This is a genomic window from Thermoanaerobacterium sp. RBIITD, from assembly GCF_900205865.1.
Taxonomy (GTDB): Bacteria; Bacillota; Thermoanaerobacteria; order Thermoanaerobacterales; family Thermoanaerobacteraceae; genus Thermoanaerobacterium.
In genome coordinates, this window is record NZ_LT906662.1 from 1,473,089 (window position 1) to 1,494,416 (window position 21,328).

Genomic DNA, 21,328 nt, shown 5'->3' on the forward strand with positions numbered 1-21,328 from the left:
TATAAAGTTTTCACTTTGAATGTCGAAATATGTTTTAGATATTTTATCTTCTCGGGAGGTATTTATGTTTAAAAATTATCGGAACCGCTTATTTGCAATTATATTTGGTGTATCTATATTTATCTACTTTATATCCTTTATACATATTGTTAAGGGAATAGCGAATGGTGTTTTAATATCTATTATAATATTGCTTATATCAATTATTATTTCAATGAGGGAATCAAAGATTTTGTTAGAACCTATAGTGAGGTTAAATGATGGTGTTAAAAGAATTTCAAAAGGTGATTTTGATTATAAGATTGATATAGATGTAACGGGTGAATTTAAAGAGTTGGCCAAAAACTTTGATGAAATGTCGATGAAGCTAAAAAAAACGTACGAGGATTTAAAAAATGAATCAGTTGAGCTTATTAAAAAGAATAATGAGCTGCAGGATTTCAATATGGAACTGGAGGCATCCTATGAACAACTTGAGGCATTAACAGGTGAACTCGAAATATCAGAATCAAAATACAGGACACTTGTAGATAACATGTCAGATATTTTATGGTTTGTTGATAAGGATTTTAACATAGAATTTATAAACATAAGATCAATGAGGTATTTAAGCTATTTGCCTGATGAAATTATAGGGAGAAATATTCTTGAATTTGTTGATGAAGATGATAAAAGGGTATTGAAAAACATGATGATAGGAAAAATTAACATGGCTGAAGTGAAATTTATAAGAAAAGATGGCTATAAACTTATAACGGAAACTCGAACAAGGATAATAAAGAATAACTTTGATGAAGTTATCGGCCTTCAAGGTATATCTCGTGATATAACAGATTATTACAGCGCAAGAAACGAAATACTTGAAAGGAATAGGCAGATACTTACAATTAGTGATGTAACACAACTACTAACAAAAGACTTAGACTCTCAAGATATACTTTATTCTATTGCACATAAGGTTGCTACTGTATTAGAATCGCCACTATGCACAATTAGGACTATAAATAAAGACACAGGAAAGCTTGCATTAATGGTGAGTGCTGGTGAATTAATGGAAGAGCCTGTGATAAAAGAAATATCTATGTCAAACGATGCAAATACGAAAATATTCATATCAAAAGAGATAACTTTGATAGATGTAGACAAATTTCCTTTTGACGAAGCTATAAAACCAAAGCTTAAGGAACTAAATATTCAAAACGTGATATCTGTTCCATTAATTTCAAAAGATGAGACGATGGGTGTTTTAAATATTCTAACAAAATCAAAGCTTGGGAAGAATTTAAGCTTATTGAGGTCAGTCGCTGGTAGTGTTTCAATTGCTATCGAAAATGCAAGACTTTATGATAATTTGAGAAAATGGTATATGAAAACTATTCAAGCGTTGGCATATGCAGTTGAAGCAAAAGACAGATATACAAAAGGACATTCTTTACGGGTTTCAAGATATGCTGTATTAATTGGCGAAAGCATGGGATTATCAAAGGATGAAATTGAAAAGCTAAAAATAGCTGGTATTCTTCATGATATAGGCAAAATAGGCATATCCGATAAAATACTTACGAAACCTGGAAAACTAACTGATTCAGAATATGATATAATTAAGCAGCATCCAAAAATATCAAAAAAGATATTAGAGCCCATTGGTTTATCAAAGGATATAATAGATGGTATCGAAAAGCATCATGAAAGATACGATGGCAAAGGATATCCATTTGGCCTTGATGATGATAAGATACCACTTGTAGCAGCAATTTTATGTGTTGCGGATTCCATCGATGCCATGACATCTGATAGGGCATATAGAAAGGGAATGCCCTTTGAGGATGCAATAAATGAGCTATTAGAGTATAAAGGGACGCAATTTAATCCATATGTTGTTGACAGTGTTATATCAATATACATGAAAGATAAAGGAAAGATTGAAAGAGTAAAAAAGGAAAATGAGCTCATAAATTAGCTTAAAGGATATAGAAATATATCCTTTTTTTTGTTACAATTAAATAAATGAGGTGTTTTTATGTATCAGTCATTATACAGAAGATATAGGCCGCGCAAATTTAGTGAAGTTTTGGGGCAGGATCATATTGTCAGGACTCTGAAAAATCAAATAAAAACGGAAAGAATAGGTCATGCATATCTTTTTTGTGGTACTAGAGGCACAGGTAAAACAAGTATTGCCAAGATTTTTGCAAAAGCCGTAAATTGCCGTAATGCAAAAGATGGAGAGCCATGCAATAATTGCGATATATGTACATCTGCAAATAATAACTCACTAATGGATATTATAGAAATAGATGCTGCATCAAATAATAGTGTTGATGATATAAGAGACTTAAGAGATACTATCATATATGCTCCATCAATATGCAGGTACAAAGTATATATAATTGATGAAGTTCATATGCTATCAAGTAGTGCTTTTAATGCGCTTTTAAAGACTCTTGAAGAACCACCGTCACATGCTATATTTATATTGGCAACAACGGAACCAAACAAGATACCTGCTACGATTCTTTCAAGGTGCCAAAGATTTGACTTTAAGAGGATATCGTCGAAGGTCATAGCACAAAATATAAAGAGGATCTGTAGCGATAGCAAAATAAATGCAGAGGATAAGGCTATATCGACAATTGCACAATATGGAAATGGTTCAATGAGAGATGCTATAAGCATTCTCGAACAGTGTGCATCATATAGCGATGTATTAACATATGATGTTGCATGTGATATCCTTGGCACAGTAAATGATGATACTATATACGACCTTATAAAAAGTATAAATGATAAAGATGCGAAAGAATCAATGAAAAAAATTGACAAATTGATGCTTTATGGTATAGATATAAGCAATTTAATTAAATCAATATTAAACTTCCTAAGAGATGTGCTTATATATAAAACCTGCGGTGAGGAATCTAAAGATATACTTGATGTCGATATAAGCGGTAAAAAGCTTTTGGCGGCTGAATTTGATACTACATTTTTGTCAAATGCCATTGATAAATTAATGGAGCTACAAGGTACAATTAGATACTCTGCATCACCAAGGATACTGCTTGAAATAACCATCTTAAAACTCGTATGTCCTGAAATTTCACCGGATATGTCCAGTATTCTGAATAGGATTGAAAATCTTGAAAATAAATTAAATAATATAAAGAATCTAAATAATGAAATAGCACTTACTAAAGAAAAAAAAGTCAAAAATATAAAAAGCTCTAATGAAGAGAACAGGCTTGAAGATTTAAAAAGAGAGGAAGAAAGGGAAAATAATACAAAAGATGAAGAAACTAAGAAAGAAGATGTCACCAATATAGACATTAATGATATATGGAACAAGGCATTAAGAATGATAAAAAAAGATAGGCCAATGATTTATTCTTTTATGAACTTTGGAAAACCATATTTAAAAGATGATAAATTTATGGTAGAATATCCTGAGGAACAAGAATTATACGTAAATGAACTAAATAGGGTAGAAAATAAAGACTATATTAAAGATGTTATCAAGAAAATATCGGGAAATGAATATATTTTAGATTTTGTCACTGTAAAAAATGATGACGATAAATTACTAGAACAGGTTAAAAATTATTTTGGCGATGTAGAAATTATAGATTAAATATATTCACTACTAAGTCAAAATCAGCATATAAATAAGATAGAGCATTAAATATAAAATAGGAGGTATGCCTAATGGCAAAAGGAGGATTTCCAGGCGGTTTTAACATGAACAACATGATTAAACAGGCCCAGCAGATGCAGGAACAGATGAAAAAGGTACAGGAGGAGCTTGAAAGCAAGACAGTTGAAGAGACCGCAGGAGGCGGAGCTATTAAGGTTGTTGCGAATGGAAGAAAAGAGTTAATAAGCATTAAGATTGATCCTGCTGTTGTTGACAAAGATGATGTAGAAATGTTAGAGGACCTTGTATTGGCAGCAGTAAATCAGGCATTAAGAAGTGCTGAGCAGATGATTGCCCAGGAGATGGGAAAAGTAACGGGTGGCTTAAATATACCAGGTCTATTTTGAGGTGAATTAATTAATGAATTTTTATTCGAGGTCATTATCTAAGTTAATTGATGAATTGTCAAGGCTTCCTGGTATAGGAAGAAAGACGGCCCAGAGACTTGCCTTTTATATAATTGATATGCCGAAAGAAGATGTATCAAACTTGTCAAATGCTATTTTGGAGGCAAAGGAAAATTTGAGATATTGTACAGTCTGTTATAATTTTACCGACGGCGATTTATGCAATGTTTGCAGCGATAAGACAAGAGATCCTTCAACGATTTGCGTTGTATCTGATCCGAGGGATGTCGTTGCGATGGAAAAGACAAGGGAATATCATGGGCTATACCATGTACTGCATGGTGTGATATCACCGATGGATGGAGTTGGTCCTGAAGACATAAAAATCAAAGAACTTCTTGAAAGGATTAAAAATAATGATATAAAAGAAATTATTTTGGCAACAAATCCTGATATAGAAGGCGAAGCAACAGCTATGTATATAGCAAAATTAATTAAGCCCTTCGGCATAAAAGTTACAAGAATTGCACATGGTGTACCTGTTGGCGGTGACCTCGAATATACGGATGTAGTAACATTATCAAGGGCATTGGAAGGCAGAAGGGAAATGTAATCTTTACAAACAATATTGTACATCATAAAATGAAAATGGTGATGGAGCTCACCTATAATTGCTTTGAAAGCTAATGGCTCCTATTAGGTATCATAACCTAATAGGAGCCGTTTTAATTTACTAATTTTGTTATTTTTGATGAAATAATGGAGGGTGATTTTAATGGAGTATATATACATAGGTATTGGTGGATTTTTTGGGGCTATCATGAGGTACTTGGTTTCAAATTATTACCAAAATATTTGTCATACTGTTTTTCCTTTTGAGACATTTTTTATAAATGTATTTGGATCATTTTTACTAAGCTACATATCAAACTTAGCTCTTGAAGAGTACAATGTTGATTCAAATATACGATTGGCTATTACAACAGGATTCATAGGTGCTTTTACGACATTTTCTACTTTTACTAAAGAAACAATAGACTTATTAAGAGGAGGAAAAGTTTTAATTGCACTAACTTATGTTTTCCTTTCGATATTAAGTGGATTTATAATGTCATTTATGGGATTTGAATTCAGCGATAGGACAGTAAAATTTATAAGAGGACGTGAAAATAAATGATATCGAATATCTTGTATGTTGGACTCGGCGGTATTTTTGGTGCTATATTGCGCTATGAAATATCAAGGCATATTAAAGAAAATAGAGATTTTATTGTACCTGTAGAAACATTTTTGATAAATACGATGGGAGCATTTTTGCTTAATATTTTATCAAATCCTAAGGTGTTCTACATAATGAATAATGATATAAGATTATTTTTATTGACTGGCTTTATAGGTGCTTTTACGACGTATTCGACTTTTTCACATGAAACGATAAGTCTTTTGCGGCAAAAACATTATTTACATGCTTTTTTATACAGTGCAATGACAGTTATTATAGGACTTTTAGGGGCATTTTTTGGTTATTATGTTGGAAATATTTTTTAAATAGTGTATTATAATATGTATACATACAAATGAGGGGGGAAGACTTTGATTTTAAATTATTTTAGATTATTATCAGCATTATCACTATCACTTGACATTCTCGAGAGAAGAAATTTTGGTCATGCACGCAAAGTTGCATACATAGCTATACGTTTATCAAAGAATTTGTACCTTAACGAAAATGATGAACATATGATATTCTATTCTGCTTTTCTCCATGATATAGGCAAAAATGACACATATGAAGATTTTACATCGACCGAAACATGGAAGCACTCTCTAAGAGGTAGTGAAATAGTAAAAGACATCCCACACGGGTTAGAGTTTTCAGAATTTATAAAGTATCATCATGAAAATTGGGACGGAAGCGGACATTTTCATCTTAATGGTACTTCTATACCTATTGAATCACAAGTAATATATTTAGCAGATCAATTCGATATAAAATACAATACGGTTTCTAAAGAATCAAATGAATATGATACAAGAAAGTACATAAAAAAATGGTTAGTAAATGAGTCTGGCAAAGCATTTAATCCCTTGATTGTAGACGTTATGTTAGACCTTATAAACCAAGAAAAATTTTGGCTTGATTATGAGTTTTATGATACATTTAGTATCTTAGAACCATATGTTAAAAATGAACTCATAACTATAGATATAAATGGCCTTAATAAAGTTGCACTGGCTTTCTCAAAAATAATAGATAATAAAAGCCATTTCACACACACACATTCAAAAGGTGTTTCTGAGCTTGCATATAAAACAGCAAAAATTTCAGGCTACAACGATTTATTGATTAAAAAAATAAAAATTGCTGGACTTTTGCATGACCTTGGAAAGCTATCTATTCCGAATGACATACTTGATAAACCGGGCAAATTAAACGAAGAAGAGTATATGAAAATGAGATCACATACATATTATACAAAAAAGATATTGAGAGAAATTGGTGGCATTGACGATATTGCAGAATGGGCAGCAAATCATCATGAAAAATTAGATGGATCAGGTTACCCAGAGGGTCTTAAGGATAAAGACCTTGATAGTGTTTCAAAGCTTATGGCGGTATGCGATATGTACCAAGCACTGACAGAGGATAGACCATACAGAAGAGGTATGTCGTCTAAGGACGCAATAGATATCATATATAAGTCTGTAAAATTAAAAAAACTTGATGGTGAAGCACTTGATAAATTAAAAGAAGCAATTATATAAAGTATACTCAGCCGTATTAGTGACAATAATATGGTTGAGGAGGTATTTTATGGGCTCGCTATACAATTTTTTTAAAGAAATTTCTGCTACAAAAGAAAATATTGGTGATGAAAATACTGCTTTAATCAATGAAGTTAAAAATACCATGAGGCAGTTAAAAGACGCGGAAATGTATTTTCAAAATGTGACAGACCCTGATTTAGTAGATCAAGCCATATACAATCTTGAATCACTAAGAAAGAAATACATATACTTAATAAAAAAAGCAAAAGAGAATGGTATTAATTTTAATAATTTCAGTTCATTGATATCATAATTTGTCCCCCTCTTAATATAATAATCATAGGATGTATTAAGGGGGGAATTTTTTTATGAATTTAAGCATTGAATATAATATAATTATCGCATATGTTATCGGACTTTTTTTACTTTACATACTTGGCTGGTTATTAGTCGTGCCGAGGAAGTTTTTGCTAAGGTTAATATTAAATGGCATAATTGGTGCTTTGGTTTTATTTTTTATAAATATGGCTGGCAAATCTTTTGGAATATATGTGGCCATCAATCCGATAACTGCACTTGTGGTCGGCTTTCTTGGAATACCAGGAATAATCCTCCTTGTAATTTTGCAATATATTGTATGACAGAAATTTCAAATCACATTAAGGTTATTTTACCTCCTAAAATGAAATAATAAGAATGTAATCAATTTAAGGAGGTAATTAATATGACAGTAAAAAGTGATATTGAAAAAGCTGTAGCCGCTGCACAATCAGCACTTGGCACATATGCACAGTTTGCAAGTTCTACGGATGATCCATCAGCAAAACAGATGTTTCAGCAGATGCAACAAGATATGCAAAGACATGTAAATATGCTTAACAATAGATTAAACTATGTCAATTCAAATAACAAGCTTAATCAACAGCAACAGGCAACACAGCAGGTTCAAAATATACTATCAAATAAAAAATAAGAATATTTTAAGGGGCATTATTAATGCCTCTTAAATTTTACACAAATTTAACATAAGAATGAGAAAATACAAGCAATAAAAAGATAATGTAACATAAAATAGATTATTGACGAATAACCGCGATCAATCATGTTGTACTATGCAAAAAAATATGATATATTTATATACACCGCAAGAGCGGGACAATCGGTTGATGCAATTCTGAGCCGAATGAACTGAGGCGAAGGATCTTAGGATCCGAAAGAAGTAGTCCAAAGAAATATGACAGCAAAAAAATAGTTGACATAAAAAATGAAATATGATAATATAGACAATGTCGCCAATGCGACAGGTTGAACCTTGAAAACCGAACAGTGAGAAAAAAGCCAGAGAATAAAAAAGAGGTAAGGATTTAAACATGAGAGTTTGATCCTGGCTCAGGACGAACGCTGGCGGCGTGCCTAACACATGCAAGTCGAGCGGAGTAAATACTATACGGTATTTACTTAGCGGCGGACGGGTGAGTAACACGTGGACAATCTACCCTATAGACCGGGATAACACACCGAAAGGGGTGCTAATACCGGATAATGTCACGAGGTGGCATCATCTTGTGAAGAAAGGAGAAATCCGCTAAAGGAAGAGTCCGCGGCCCATTAGCTAGTTGGTGAGGTAAAGGCCCACCAAGGCAACGATGGGTAGCCGGCCTGAGAGGGTGAACGGCCACACTGGAACTGAGAGACGGTCCAGACTCCTACGGGAGGCAGCAGTGGGGAATATTGCGCAATGGGGGGAACCCTGACGCAGCAACGCCGCGTGAGCGAAGAAGGCCTTCGGGTCGTAAAGCTCAATAGTATGGGAAGAAAGAAATGACGGTACCATACGAAAGCCCCGGCTAACTACGTGCCAGCAGCCGCGGTAATACGTAGGGGGCGAGCGTTGTCCGGAATTACTGGGCGTAAAGAGCACGTAGGCGGCTATATAAGTCAGATGTAAAAAACCTGGGCTTAACCGAGGGGATGCAACTGAAACTATATAGCTTGAGTCAAGGAGAGGAGAGCGGAATTCCTGGTGTAGCGGTGAAATGCGTAGAGATCAGGAAGAATACCAGTGGCGAAAGCGGCTCTCTGGACTTGAACTGACGCTGAGGTGCGAAAGCGTGGGGAGCAAACAGGATTAGATACCCTGGTAGTCCACGCCGTAAACGATGGATACTAGGTGTGGGTGAGGAATCATCCGTGCCGGAGTTAACGCAATAAGTATCCCGCCTGGGGAGTACGGCCGCAAGGCTGAAACTCAAAGGAATTGACGGGGGCCCGCACAAGCAGCGGAGCATGTGGTTTAATTCGAAGCAACGCGAAGAACCTTACCAGGGCTTGACATCCACAGAATCGAGTAGAAATACTCGAGTGCCTCGTAAGAGGAGCTGTGAGACAGGTGGTGCATGGTTGTCGTCAGCTCGTGTCGTGAGATGTTGGGTTAAGTCCCGCAACGAGCGCAACCCCTGTTGGTAGTTGCCAGCGTAAAGACGGGCACTCTACCGAGACTGCCGTGGACAACACGGAGGAAGGTGGGGATGACGTCAAATCATCATGCCCTTTATGCCCTGGGCTACACACGTGCTACAATGGCCTGAACAAAGGGGAGCGAAGGAGCGATCCGGAGCGAATCCCAAAAAACAGGTCCCAGTTCAGATTGCAGGCTGCAACCCGCCTGCATGAAGACGGAGTTGCTAGTAATCGCAGATCAGCATGCTGCGGTGAATACGTTCCCGGGCCTTGTACACACCGCCCGTCACACCACGAGAGTTTACAACACCCGAAGTCAGTGAGCTAACCGAAAGGAGGCAGCTGCCGAAGGTGGGGTAAATGATTGGGGTGAAGTCGTAACAAGGTAGCCGTATCGGAAGGTGCGGCTGGATCACCTCCTTTCTAAGGAGAAAATCCTACAAAAAGTATTAAAAGGCGAATTGTAATTATTAAGAGAGAGACGATTAATTGCGCTTTCGTAATATACTAGGCGAGTGAAGCGCAGTGAGGCATATGAGCGAAAGCGAAAGCCGTCACAACGCATAGACGGCGTTAGCCGAACAAGCGTAAGGAGCCTAAAGTATATAGAAAGCACAATTTGTCGAACGATAATAATTACAATGAGCATATCTCACTGTTCAGTTTTGAGGGTTAAACCCTCAAAGTGAACCTTGAAAACTGCACAATGCAAAAAAAGGGTAACGAGAAAAACGAGTTACAATGAGAACCGATATACATTGTCCGGAAAATATTATTAAAAGCGAACGATTAATGAAGCTTTCGTAATATATCACGATGAACGTAGCGCAGTTTGGCGTATGAGCGAAAGCGAAAGCCGTCACAACGCATAGACGGCGTTAGCCAAACAAGCGAAGAGAATCGATGATATATTAGATAAGCGGAATTTGTGAGCGTTAATAATAATTTTCCAAAGAAAAGCGATGTATAAAAAAGAGAAGGTCAAGTTACAAAGGGCGTATGGTGGATGCCCAGGCACTTAGAGCCGAAGAAGGACGCAGCGAGCGGCGAAACGCTCCGGGGAGCCGCAAGCAGGCAGAGATCCGGAGATATCCGAATGGGGAAACCCGCTTAAGGTAATACTTAAGCATCCCATGGTGAACACATAGCCATGAGGAAGGGAGACCGCGCGAACTGAAACATCTAAGTAGCGCGAGGAAAAGAAAGAAAAATCGATTTCCCAAGTAGCGGCGAGCGAACAGGAAAGAGCCCAAACCATCACCTATGGTGATGGGGTTTAGGACCACGCAAAAGGAGTATCAGACGAAGCCGAACAGACCTGGAAAGGCGGGCCAAAGACGGTGAAAGCCCGGTAGGCGAAAGGAAGATACCCAAGTGGGATCCAGAGTACCACAGGATAGGCAACCCGGTGGGAAGACGGGAGGACCATCTCCCAAGGCTAAATACTACTAAGTGACCGATAGCGCAAAGTACCGTGAGGGAAAGGTGAAAAGAACCCCGGGAGGGGAGTGAAAAAGAACCTGAAACCATATGTCCACAAGCAGTGGAAGTCTGGCACTCAACTGAACATGTTAGGGAGGAGAAAAAAGAACTAGCGTGTCCGGTTGAGTGCCAGACGACCACGTACTTTTTGTAGAACGGACCGGCGAGTTATAGATATGCAGCAAGGTTAAGCGAAAGCGGAGCCGAAGCGAAAGCGAGTCTAAAAAGGGCGGAAGTTGCATATCATAGACCCGAAACCGTGCGACCTACCCATGATCAGGGTGAAGCCGGAGTAAGATCTGGTGGAGGCCCGAACCACGTTGACGTTGAAAAGTCATGGGATGAATTGTGGGTAGAGGAGAAATTCCAATCGAGCTCGGAGATAGCTGGTTCTCCCCGAAATAGCTTTAGGGCTAGCCTCAGGGAGTAAATATGGAGGTAGAGCACTGAATGGGCTAGGGGCCAAAAAGGCTACCGAACCCTATCAAACTCCGAATGCCATATTGATACCTGGGAGTCAGACTACGAGTGATAAGATCCGTGGTCAAAAGGGAAAGAGCCCAGACCGACAGCTAAGGTCCCAAAGAGCATGTTAAGTGGGAAAGGAAGTAGGACTTCCAAGACAACCAGGATGTTGGCTTAGAAGCAGCCATACATTCAAAGAGTGCGTAATAGCTCACTGGTCGAGAAATCCTGCGCCGAAAATAAACGGGGCTAAAACATGACACCGAAGCTTCGGATGAAAAATGGTAGGGGAGCGTACTGTATAGGGGGAAGGATAAGCGGAAGCGAATCTGGACAATACAGTAGAGAGAATGCCGGTATAAGTAACGAGAGTAAGGCGAGAAACCTTACCGTCGAAAGCCTAAGGATTCCTGGGGAAGGATAATCCGCCCAGGGTAAGTCGGGACCTAAGCCGAGGCGAAAGCGTAGGCGATGGACAACCGGTAATGAGTCCGGTACCACCAATATCCGATAAAAGAGAAGCAAGGACGCAGCGAGATAAGAAAAGCGTGCGGTTGGTAGAGCACGTCCAAGCAGCGACGAAAAGGGATGTGAGTGAAGTACCACATACCATAAGAGCTGTAACGGGGAGCCGAAAGGCGAAGTTTCAAAGGGGCTGCCGAGAAAAATTGCTATCGAGGATAAAGGTGCCCGTACCGCAAACCGACACAGGTAGGCGAGGAGAGAATCCAAAGACGAGCGGGAGAACCCTCATTAAGGAACTCGGCAAAAAGACTCCGTAACTTCGGGAGAAGGAGTGCCGAAAGGCCGCAGAGAAGAGGCCCAAGCGACTGTTTACCAAAAACACAGGTTTCTGCTAAGTCGAAAGACGAAGTATAGGAGCTGACGCCTGCCCGGTGCTGGAAGGTTAAGGGGAAATGTTATCCGGCACTCAACTATACCTATTAGGAGTGAAAAAGATGTATTATGTCTATGTAATAAAGAATGAAAAAGGAGGCATATATACAGGCTATTCAGAGAATCTACGAAAAAGAGTAGAGGCACATAATAAAGGATTAAACAAGTACACAAAAGAGCATAAATGGGAAATAATTTATTATGAAGCATACAAAGCGAAAGAAGATGCAATAAAAAGAGAAAAACAATTAAAAGAATCTCATAACGCAAGAAGATGGTTAAAAGAAAGAATAGCCAAAAGTAAAAACTCTTAGTAGATAGAGTTGAGTGCCGGAGAAGCATAGAACTTAAGCCCCAGTAAACGGCGGCCGTAACTATAACGGTCCTAAGGTAGCGAAATTCCTTGTCGGGTAAGTTCCGACCTGCACGAAAGGCGTAACGACTTGGGCGCTGTCTAGATGGGGGACCCGGTGAAATTGTAGTACTCGTGAAGATGCGAGTTACCCGCGACAGGACAGAAAGACCCCATGGAGCTTTACTGCAGCTTGTCACTGGATTTTAGTAATCCCTGTACAGGATAGGTGGGAGGCAGAGAAAGATGGGCGCAAGCCTATCTGGAGCCGACGTTGGGATACCACCCTGAGATTACCGAAATTCTAACATAGGAGCCGTAAGCCGGCATATGGACACTGACAGGCGGGCAGTTTGACTGGGGCGGTCGCCTCCAAAAAAGTAACGGAGGCGTCCAAAGGTTACCTCAGCGCGGAAGGAAATCGCGCGTAAGAGTGCAAAGGCAGAAGGTAGCCTAACTGTGAGAAAAACAATTCGAGCAGGGACGAAAGTCGGGCTTAGTGATCCGGCGGTAGAGAATGGGATTGCCGTCGCTCAACGGATAAAAGCTACCCTGGGGATAACAGGCTGATCTCCCCCAAGAGTCCACATCGACGGGGAGGTTTGGCACCTCGATGTCGGCTCATCGCATCCTGGGGCTGAAGTAGGTCCCAAGGGTTGGGCTGTTCGCCCATTAAAGCGGTACGCGAGCTGGGTTCAGAACGTCGTGAGACAGTTCGGTCCCTATCCGTCGCGGGCGTAGGAAATTTGAGAGGGGCTGCCCTTAGTACGAGAGGACCGGGGTGGACGAACCGATGGTGTACCAGTTGCGTAGCCGTACGCACAGCTGGGTAGCCAAGTTCGGAAGGGATAAACGCTGAAAGCATCTAAGCGTGAAACCCACCTCAAGATAAGATTTCCCAAACCGAAAGGGAGTAAGACACCTTGAAGAAGACGAGGTAGATAGGCCGGAGGTGTAAGAGTAGAAATACTTTGAGCTGACCGGTACTAATAAGTCGAGGACTTGACCAAAGAAGCATTGTGCAGTATTCAAAGTTCATTTAGAAAAAGCATATATGTGAAGAATCCAAAGAAGAAAATATTATTGGAGAGAGCGATTAATTGCGTTTTCGTAATATACTCGGCGAACGAAGTGCAGTGAGGCGTCAAAAGACGTCACAACGCATAGACGGCTTTAGCCGAACAAACGAAGTGAGCCGAAAGTATATAGAAAACACAATTTGCGAACGGAAATAATATTTTCTAAGAGAAGAATCAACATATATGCAAAGAAATGAACAGAAGATATCCGGTGGCAATAGCGGAGGTTAAAAACCCGTTCCCATACCGAACACGGAAGTGAAGCCCTCCAGCGCCGATGGTACTGCTATTGCGGGAGAGTAGGTCGCTGCCGGATTTAAAATAGTCCTCAGTAGCTCAATGGTGGAGCAACCGGCTGTTAACCGGTAGGCTGTAGGTTCGAGCCCTACCTGAGGAGCCATTTTATTATATAAAAGAATATTTGCGGATGTGGCTCAGTGGTAGAGCATCGGCTTCCCAAGCCGAGGACCGCGGGTTCGAATCCCGTCATCCGCTCCATATAGAGATAAAGGTTTCGAGCAATCGAAATCTTTTTTAATATAAAGCAGTATTTTTGATTAATTAGTAGGATTTATACATAGAAAAGCAGATGTCGAATATATGTGGAAAGCACTCGATGGAACAAGTTTGCTGTCTATGCAAGATACAATATTGAGGAATTATGGCAGTCTCATTATTGGTCCTTCAACAATGAAGAATGAATTCGTAAAAGTAACAGTTAACCCAAATGGAATTGTTGATATCATAATCAGACTTTTTGTAGAAGTGGTTAAGCAAATTGGCCTACAAAAAAAAATATTCGGCACTAATATCAAATATTTTTGGGATCGCCCTTTGCATTTTATATATGTCACCTGGCGAAATATTAAAGGGTATTCTACTATGTACAGAGTTAGGCCTTGGTGCATCTGGATTATACAGTACGACAAAAAATACCGTTGAGGCAGTTAAAAAATGATTTTATTTGTTGGTTTGGTTATTTTCCATGCCATATTTTTTATATACCCTTGAAATTTTTCTTTATGTTTATATAATCAATTTATAGATAATAAATATAAAAAAGACTTATGTTTATTATAATTTCGCCATAATATATTTTTGACGGTATATTTTTGAAAGGATGTTATTATGCTTAATGGCAAAGTTATAGTTGTAACAGGCGGATCTGGTGGGATAGGAAGTGCAATATGTAAAGAATTAGCAAAATTAGGTGGATGTATTGCAATCCATTATAAAAGTGATTATAAAAGCGCAAATGACTTAAAAAATTATATAAAAGAGAATTATGGCTACGCAGACATATTTAAAGCAGATATAAAGGACAGAAAACAAGTAGATCAAATGATGGAAACTATATACAATAGTTTTGGCCGTATCGATTATTTAGTTAATAATGCTGGTATTGCACAGATCAAGCCTTTTATGGACATAACTGTAGACGACTGGGACGCTATGATAGATACAAACCTAAAAGGTTTATTTAATTGTACACAAAGTGCGTTAAAATATATGCTATCAAAAAAATCCGGCGTTATCGTAAATATTTCATCAATTTGGGGAATACGTGGAGCATCATGTGAAGTACATTATTCCGCGGCAAAAGGTGGCATAATATCTTTTACAAAAGCACTTGCAAAAGAATTAGGACCTTCTAATATTCGGATTAACTGTATAGCACCAGGTGTCGTTGACACTGATATGAATAAATATTTATCATCGGATGTAAAAGAAGATTTAGTATCAAAGACATCACTTGGAAGACTCGGCACTCCTATTGAAATAGCAAAAGCTGTATCATTTTTACTGTCGGATGAGGCTTCATTTATAACAGGACAGGTTCTTACAATTGATGGTGGTTTTATATAGGTATTTATATAATTTAACTTAAATTACTTTAATTATAAATATAAAATCTTCAACTATCATTTAGGAAAAAAATTTAATAAATGATGAAGAAATAAAAAGCCAATAAAGTTATTGCATTTTGGCTATAGAAAGGAATATTATTTATGATTAAGCGAATAAACGGTAAATATGTTTTGCTTCATAGAAGAATACTAGAATGTAATATCTAGCTGTAGCGCAATTGAAGTAAATGAAAAATATTATGTATATTATGGTGGTGACGATACTCATATTGGAGTTGCAGTAATAGAAAAAGATAAAATATCGTTTTAAGGAGCGGATATTTTGATAAAGCTAAAAAGATTGAGCGATCAACCTATACTGAAACCAATAAAGGAGCATGAATGGGAAAGAAAAGCAGTATTCAATTGCTCTGCAATATATGATAATGGATTATTTCATCTTATCTACAGGGCTACAGATTTAGGGCCACACATGAAGTATGGAAGATATATTTCAAGGCTTGGTTATGCTGTCAGCAAAGATGGTATCAATTTTATGAGGCTTGATAAACCGGTTTTAAGCAATGACGTTGAACAAGAATTGAGAGGATGCGAAGACCCAAGAATTGTAAAGATAGACGATACCTACTATATGATGTATACGGGTTTTGGCGATAGGACAAAAGACGATTATAGGATATGCTTAGCTACATCAAAAAATTTAATTAATTGGGAAAGGAAAGGTGTTGTCCTCGATGAGCCAAATAAAGATGCAACACTATTTCCTGAGAAGATTCATGGTAATTATGTAATGTTTCATAGAAGATATCCTGATATTTGGATAGCCTTTTCTAATGATTTAAAAAACTGGTATGGTCACAAACCTGTTATTAAGCCTATTAAAGGCACATGGGAAAGCGCGAGAGTTGGTGTAGCAGGGCCGCCGATAAAGGTAAAAGATGGTTGGTTTTTAATCTACCACGCTGCAGACGACAATAATGTTTATAGGCTAGGAGCGGCATTACTCGATACGAATGATCCTTCTAAAGTCTTAGCGAGGCAGAAAGAGCCGATTTTAGAGCCTGAATTAGAATGGGAAAAGAATGGCTATATATCAAATGTTGTATTTAGTTGCGGCAATGCCATAAAAGACGATAATATATATGTTTACTATGGTGGTGCAGATACTGTAATAGGTGTTGCAGTGTTGAATATAAATGATATTAAGTTTGATTAATTTTAAAACCAATAGATCATATAATGGTCTATTTATTATCTTTTTTCTACTTATTAATAAAACATTTTCATAAAAATAATACTTCTTGACATAAGGAATAATATGGATTATAATAAGAGTGTTAGCAGCCATTAACATAGAGTGCTAATATCAGCGGAAAATGCAATACTATCATATTTTTCACATGGTTTAACATTCTACAATAAACTAACAATATACTAACGACAAATTTTTTAATAAAATAAAAAACTTAATAAAGGAGGAGTTCGAATGAAAGCTTTATTGCTAGCAGGGGGATTAGGTACCAGGCTAAGGCCATTAACGAATCATCTTCCAAAACCTATGGTACCCATAATGGGGAGACCTCTATTAGAGTCTACAATTTTGAATCTAAAACGTCATGGAATATGCGAGGTCGTAATAAGCACGTGCTACAAATCAAATTATATTAAAAATTATTTCGGCAATGGTGAAAATCTTGGCATAAAAATAGACTATATAGAAGAAGATATACCGCTTGGTACAGGTGGTGCAATAAAAAATGCCGAAAGATTTTTTGACGACACTTTCGTTGTCCTTAATTCAGATATTGTAAGCGACTTAAATATAAAAGAGCTCGTAAATTATCATAAGGCAAAAAAGGCTTTAGCAACTATTGCTATGACAGAAGTAAAAGATCCATCACAATATGGGGTTATTGAGTTTGATGACGATGGATATATAAAGGCATTTAAAGAGAAACCTAAGCCATATGAAACAACATCTAAATGGATAAATGCTGGAATTTATGTGTTTGAGCCAAAGCTATTAGATGAAATACCCAAAGATTCGGTTGTATCAATTGAGAGGGAAACATATCCTAAAATACTATCTAAAGGTTATTATATGGCAGCATATAAGTATGATGGATACTGGATAGATATAGGAACTATTGAAAAATATAAAAAGGTTCACAATGATATCTTTAAAGGTAATTGTAAATTTGTAAACCCGAAAATAGATTTTATTAAAAACAAAAATATAAATATCAATCCTTCTGTTAAGATAATTGGGCCTGTTTACATAGGCCGTAACGTTAAAATAGGAACAAAGGCACAAATAGGACCATATTCTGTTATCGGAGACAATTCACAAATAGGTTGCAACAGCATAATTAGACATAGTGTGTTGTGGGATAATGTAAAAATAAATAAAGGTGTTAATTTGATAAATGCAGTTGTGGCTTCAAATAGCATAATTGAAAGTATGCGGAAAATTGTAGATACAGTTTATACAAATAATATTGATGACTATGCTGTAAGTTGATAGGAGTGATAAATATGAAAACAAATAAAAAAATAAATATTGCATTTTTAAGCACATATCCACCAAGAGAATGTGGAATTGCTACATTTACACAGGATCTAATAAATGAGCTTAAGAAAATTAAAATTATCAATGCACCACACGTGATTGCTATAAGTGATCAAGAATACAAATATGATAATGATGTAATATTTGAACTTCAACAAAATGATAGGGATAGTTATATAAAATTGGCAGATAAATTAAATAAATCAAATATAGATTTGCTTGTTATAGAACATGAATACGGAATATATGGTGGTGAATGGGGTGAATATATTTTAGATTTAATAAAATATTTAAAAATCCCATATGTAGTTACACTTCACACGGTATTGTCGAATCCCTTAGATAAGCAAAAGTACATCTTGAAGGAATTATGTCAGAGAAGCCTTAGAATTATAACAATGGCGAAAAATACAATTCCACTATTAAATGAAATATATAATGTAGATGATAAAAAAATAGATGTTTTACCACATGGCGTTCCTAATATACCAGTAATTTCAAAAGAAAGTCTGAAAAGAAAATACGGATATGATGGGAAATATATAATAAGTACATTTGGACTTATTAGTCCAGGAAAGGGATTAGAATACGCTATAGAAGCAATTGCGAAAGTAAAGAATGAATATCCTAATATATTGTATTTAATACTTGGTCAGACACATCCAAATATCATAAAGCTCCATGGTGAAGAATATAGAAATAAACTCATAAGTATTATAAATAGGCTTAATTTAAGCGACAATGTAAAATTTATAAATAAATATTTAACAAAAAGGGAGATTGTAGAATATTTAAAGCTATCTGATATATATATGACTCCGTATCTTGGCAAAGAACAAGCTGTAAGTGGTACATTAGCATATGCTGCAGGCCTCGGAAAACTCATAATATCAACACCATATAAATATGCAGAAGAAGTTCTAAGCGATGGCAAAGGGCTATTGGCAGAATTTCGTGATTCTGATTCACTTGCAAAATGCATAGAATTTGTAATAAATAATCCTGATAAGAAGAGGATAATGGAGGAAAAGATAAAGATTTATGGTGAAACAATGATGTGGAATAATGTTGCACTTGAATATGTAGAAATGTTCTTTAGAACTTTAGAAGAAGTAAATTCGGACGAAAGGGCGGTATAACATATTCATTTATGTCAGGGGGAATCATATGGCAACTAATAAGCTTTTTCAATATATTTTTACTCTTACAGATGATACTGGTATAATGCAGCACTCAATTGGTTCTATACCTGATCCAAACCATGGATATACAACAGATGATAATTCAAGAGCTATAATTGCAGCGACAATGTTGTATGAGAAGTATAAAGATGAGAAATATTTAAAACTTATAATAAAATATGTATCGTTTCTCTTATATGCACAATCTAATAATGGATATTTTAGAAATTTTATGAACTATAATAGAACATTCAAAGACGAATCAATTTCCGAGGACTGCTTTGGAAGATGCTTATGGGCAGCAAGCTATTTATTAAAAGCTGCGATACCGGATAACATAAAAACTGCAGCAATATTGATGATCGATAGAGCATTAAAGAATATTAATGATTTGTGTTACATAAGGGGAAAAGCATATACCCTTATTGGCCTATATTATATTTATAAATATGGTACAATATGGAATAAGGAACAAGTATTAAAGTATATTAATAAATTGGTTAACGATATTTTAAATGAGTATGAAATTCATTCAAGCAGCGATTGGAAATGGTATGAAGATATTATTTCATATGATAATGGAATCATTCCATTATCATTATTAAAATCTTATTCTATTATAGAAAATAGAAAAATACTTGATGTTGCTATTGAAAGTTTGGACTTTTTAGATTCCATATGTTTTAGGCATGGATATTTTAAAGCTATAGGCTGTAATGGATGGTATAAAAAAGGCCATGAAGTCGCAGAATATGATGAGCAACCTGTAGAGGCATATGGTATGGCTTTAATGTATTTAGAAGCGTACAAAATAATAAATAACGAAAAATACAAAAAAAGAGCGATAGATTGTAATGAATGGTATTACGGTAAAAATTCCAAAGGGATTAGCTTGTATGACGACATAAGTGGTGGATGCTATGATGCAATAACAAAAAATGGTGTAAATTTAAATCAAGGTGCCGAAAGCATCACCTCAATAATAATTTCACATTGTGTGACAATATGAGAGAATTCAAGACGCATTAATAAACAATTTTTTTCAATAAATCTATTTCATCATCATTTAATTCTCTCCATTCACCAGTTTTTAAATTTTTATCGAGATAAAGGCTGCCCATAGAAAGTCTTTTTAGATATATAACTTTATCTCCTAATGTTTCAAACATTCTCTTCACCTGATGATATTTACCTTCTTTTATATATACATAAACTTTCGATGTACCACCAGATGATAGTATTTCAAGTTTTGCGGGAAGTGTTTTATAGCCATCATCGAGGACTATACCTTCATTAAATGTCTGCATGTCATCTTCATCTACATAACCAGATACTTCAGCATAATATTTTTTAAAAACATCCTTTTTGGGTGATAATAATCTATGTGCGAGTTGCCCATCGTTAGTAAGAAGGAGAAGTCCTTCAGTATCCTTATCAAGCCTTCCGACGGGGAAAACTTTACGAGCTTTTAATTCTTCTGATAATAAATCAATGACTGTCTTTTCAACCGGGTCATATGTAGCGCTTACAACACCCTTTGGCTTGTTCAACATTATATAAATGTACTCTTTATAAACGATCGGTTTATCTTCAAATAAAATTTTATCAATATCAGTATCAACAATTAATCCAGAATCATTTATTATATTGCCGTTTACTGATACAAGATTATTCTTTATTAAATTTTTGACTTCCTTCCTAGTGCCAATACCAATATTTGATAAGAGTTTATCTATCCTCATTTTTGACATATAAAATTTACTCCTTTATAGTTTATTTTACGTAATTTATAAAATAAATTTTCTACTAAACCATTATAACTCAGATAACAGCGAATACAAGGTATAAGAATGACTCTTTAATCCTGTATATAAATATTAAATTAATGTATTTTATATATTAAGGATCCTTTTAACAGAATAAAAAAATATTTATTATTTTAATAAGATATTAATAAGAAAACGTAAAATTTTGAAAACTTATGGTCTGTTAACGATTTTATAATTGCAGATAAATCAAATGTACATGACAGATTTTTAAAATCTATTGAAGACTACTTGTAGACAATAAATATAAGTTTTAAAATATTTTAATATTCTGAACTGTATACAGTATATTGACTACAAAGAACATAGTGGTTATAATTTAATCATAGTATAAATTATAGGAGG

Annotated in this window: 18 protein-coding genes, 2 tRNA genes, 3 rRNA genes and 1 riboswitch; of the genes, 22 read left to right on the plus strand and 1 reads right to left on the minus strand. The window is 36.1% G+C overall.

The window, feature by feature from the left end; all coding sequences use genetic code 11:
* The first annotated feature begins 64 nt into the window (after positions 1-64).
* The 22 genes from CPG45_RS06840 to CPG45_RS06945 all read left to right on the plus strand — a co-directional run bounded on the left by CPG45_RS06840 (position 65) and on the right by CPG45_RS06945 (position 20,166).
* Positions 65-1,960, plus strand: coding sequence for an HD domain-containing phosphohydrolase (locus tag CPG45_RS06840; protein WP_096231209.1), 1,896 nt, complete (start codon positions 65-67; stop codon positions 1,958-1,960).
* Between the two features lie 60 nt (positions 1,961-2,020).
* A complete protein-coding gene (dnaX, locus tag CPG45_RS06845) occupies positions 2,021-3,625 on the plus strand; it encodes a DNA polymerase III subunit gamma/tau (protein ID WP_096231210.1) in 1,605 nt (534 codons plus the stop codon).
* A 74-nt stretch (positions 3,626-3,699) separates the two neighbouring features.
* A complete protein-coding gene (locus tag CPG45_RS06850; protein WP_096231211.1) occupies positions 3,700-4,035 on the plus strand; it encodes a YbaB/EbfC family nucleoid-associated protein in 336 nt (111 codons plus the stop codon).
* Positions 4,036-4,048: 13 nt separating this feature from the next.
* Complete coding sequence (gene recR, locus CPG45_RS06855) at positions 4,049-4,648, plus strand: recombination mediator RecR (protein ID WP_096231212.1); 600 nt, start codon at positions 4,049-4,051, stop codon at positions 4,646-4,648.
* A 28-nt stretch (positions 4,649-4,676) separates the two neighbouring features.
* Positions 4,677-4,738: riboswitch (Fluoride riboswitch) on the plus strand.
* Between the two features lie 72 nt (positions 4,739-4,810).
* On the plus strand, positions 4,811-5,212 hold the full coding sequence (gene crcB / locus CPG45_RS06860) for a fluoride efflux transporter CrcB (RefSeq protein WP_096231213.1): 402 nt from the start codon (positions 4,811-4,813) through the stop codon (positions 5,210-5,212).
* Positions 5,212-5,583: a fluoride efflux transporter CrcB gene (gene crcB / locus CPG45_RS06865; RefSeq protein WP_096233518.1), complete on the plus strand. Its 372-nt coding sequence runs from the start codon at positions 5,212-5,214 to the stop codon at positions 5,581-5,583. Before crcB (CPG45_RS06860) ends, crcB (CPG45_RS06865) begins: the two co-directional genes overlap by 1 nt.
* 45 nt (positions 5,584-5,628) lie before the next feature.
* Positions 5,629-6,801, plus strand: a complete 1,173-nt coding sequence (locus CPG45_RS06870; RefSeq protein WP_096231214.1) for an HD domain-containing phosphohydrolase — start codon at positions 5,629-5,631, stop codon at positions 6,799-6,801.
* Between the two features lie 49 nt (positions 6,802-6,850).
* Positions 6,851-7,117 (plus strand): DUF2508 family protein, encoded by a 267-nt coding sequence (locus tag CPG45_RS06875; protein ID WP_096231215.1) that lies wholly within the window; start codon positions 6,851-6,853, stop codon positions 7,115-7,117.
* 55 nt (positions 7,118-7,172) lie between these two features.
* A complete protein-coding gene (locus CPG45_RS06880) occupies positions 7,173-7,445 on the plus strand; it encodes a pro-sigmaK processing inhibitor BofA family protein (protein ID WP_096231216.1) in 273 nt (90 codons plus the stop codon).
* Between the two features lie 83 nt (positions 7,446-7,528).
* On the plus strand, positions 7,529-7,777 hold the full coding sequence (locus CPG45_RS06885; RefSeq protein ID WP_096231217.1) for a DUF1657 domain-containing protein: 249 nt from the start codon (positions 7,529-7,531) through the stop codon (positions 7,775-7,777).
* Between the two features lie 393 nt (positions 7,778-8,170).
* Positions 8,171-9,687 (plus strand): 16S ribosomal RNA (locus CPG45_RS06890).
* A 556-nt stretch (positions 9,688-10,243) separates the two neighbouring features.
* Positions 10,244-13,470: ribosomal RNA gene (locus tag CPG45_RS06895) — 23S ribosomal RNA — on the plus strand.
* A 276-nt stretch (positions 13,471-13,746) separates the two neighbouring features.
* Positions 13,747-13,855, plus strand: a 5S ribosomal RNA gene (gene rrf / locus CPG45_RS06900).
* The 16S, 23S and 5S rRNA genes sit together here with 2 tRNA genes alongside, the layout of an rRNA operon.
* 9 nt (positions 13,856-13,864) lie before the next feature.
* Positions 13,865-13,939: transfer RNA gene (locus CPG45_RS06905), tRNA-Asn, on the plus strand.
* 23 nt (positions 13,940-13,962) lie between these two features.
* A tRNA-Gly gene (locus tag CPG45_RS06910) sits at positions 13,963-14,037 on the plus strand.
* Between the two features lie 280 nt (positions 14,038-14,317).
* Complete coding sequence (locus CPG45_RS06915; protein ID WP_231969043.1) at positions 14,318-14,497, plus strand: hypothetical protein; 180 nt, start codon at positions 14,318-14,320, stop codon at positions 14,495-14,497.
* Positions 14,498-14,667: 170 nt separating this feature from the next.
* On the plus strand, positions 14,668-15,405 hold the full coding sequence (gene ymfI / locus CPG45_RS06920; RefSeq protein WP_096231218.1) for an elongation factor P 5-aminopentanone reductase: 738 nt from the start codon (positions 14,668-14,670) through the stop codon (positions 15,403-15,405).
* Positions 15,406-15,606: 201 nt separating this feature from the next.
* Positions 15,607-15,717: a hypothetical protein gene (locus CPG45_RS06925; protein ID WP_157732443.1), complete on the plus strand. Its 111-nt coding sequence runs from the start codon at positions 15,607-15,609 to the stop codon at positions 15,715-15,717.
* Between the two features lie 12 nt (positions 15,718-15,729).
* Positions 15,730-16,623 (plus strand): 1,2-beta-oligomannan phosphorylase, encoded by an 894-nt coding sequence (locus CPG45_RS06930; protein ID WP_096231219.1) that lies wholly within the window; start codon positions 15,730-15,732, stop codon positions 16,621-16,623.
* Between the two features lie 270 nt (positions 16,624-16,893).
* Positions 16,894-17,928 (plus strand): nucleotidyltransferase family protein, encoded by a 1,035-nt coding sequence (locus CPG45_RS06935; protein WP_096231220.1) that lies wholly within the window; start codon positions 16,894-16,896, stop codon positions 17,926-17,928.
* 14 nt (positions 17,929-17,942) lie between these two features.
* Positions 17,943-19,115, plus strand: coding sequence for a glycosyltransferase family 4 protein (locus CPG45_RS06940; RefSeq protein ID WP_096231221.1), 1,173 nt, complete (start codon positions 17,943-17,945; stop codon positions 19,113-19,115).
* Between the two features lie 28 nt (positions 19,116-19,143).
* Positions 19,144-20,166 carry a glycoside hydrolase family protein gene (locus tag CPG45_RS06945; RefSeq protein WP_096231222.1) on the plus strand — a complete coding sequence of 341 codons (1,023 nt, stop codon included), beginning with the start codon at positions 19,144-19,146 and terminating at the stop codon, positions 20,164-20,166.
* Positions 20,167-20,182: 16 nt separating this feature from the next.
* Here CPG45_RS06945 and CPG45_RS06950 read toward each other — a convergent pair whose 3' ends face one another.
* Complete coding sequence (locus CPG45_RS06950; RefSeq protein ID WP_096231223.1) at positions 20,183-20,908, minus strand: pseudouridine synthase; 726 nt, start codon at positions 20,906-20,908, stop codon at positions 20,183-20,185.
* Positions 20,909-21,328 lie beyond the last annotated feature (420 nt).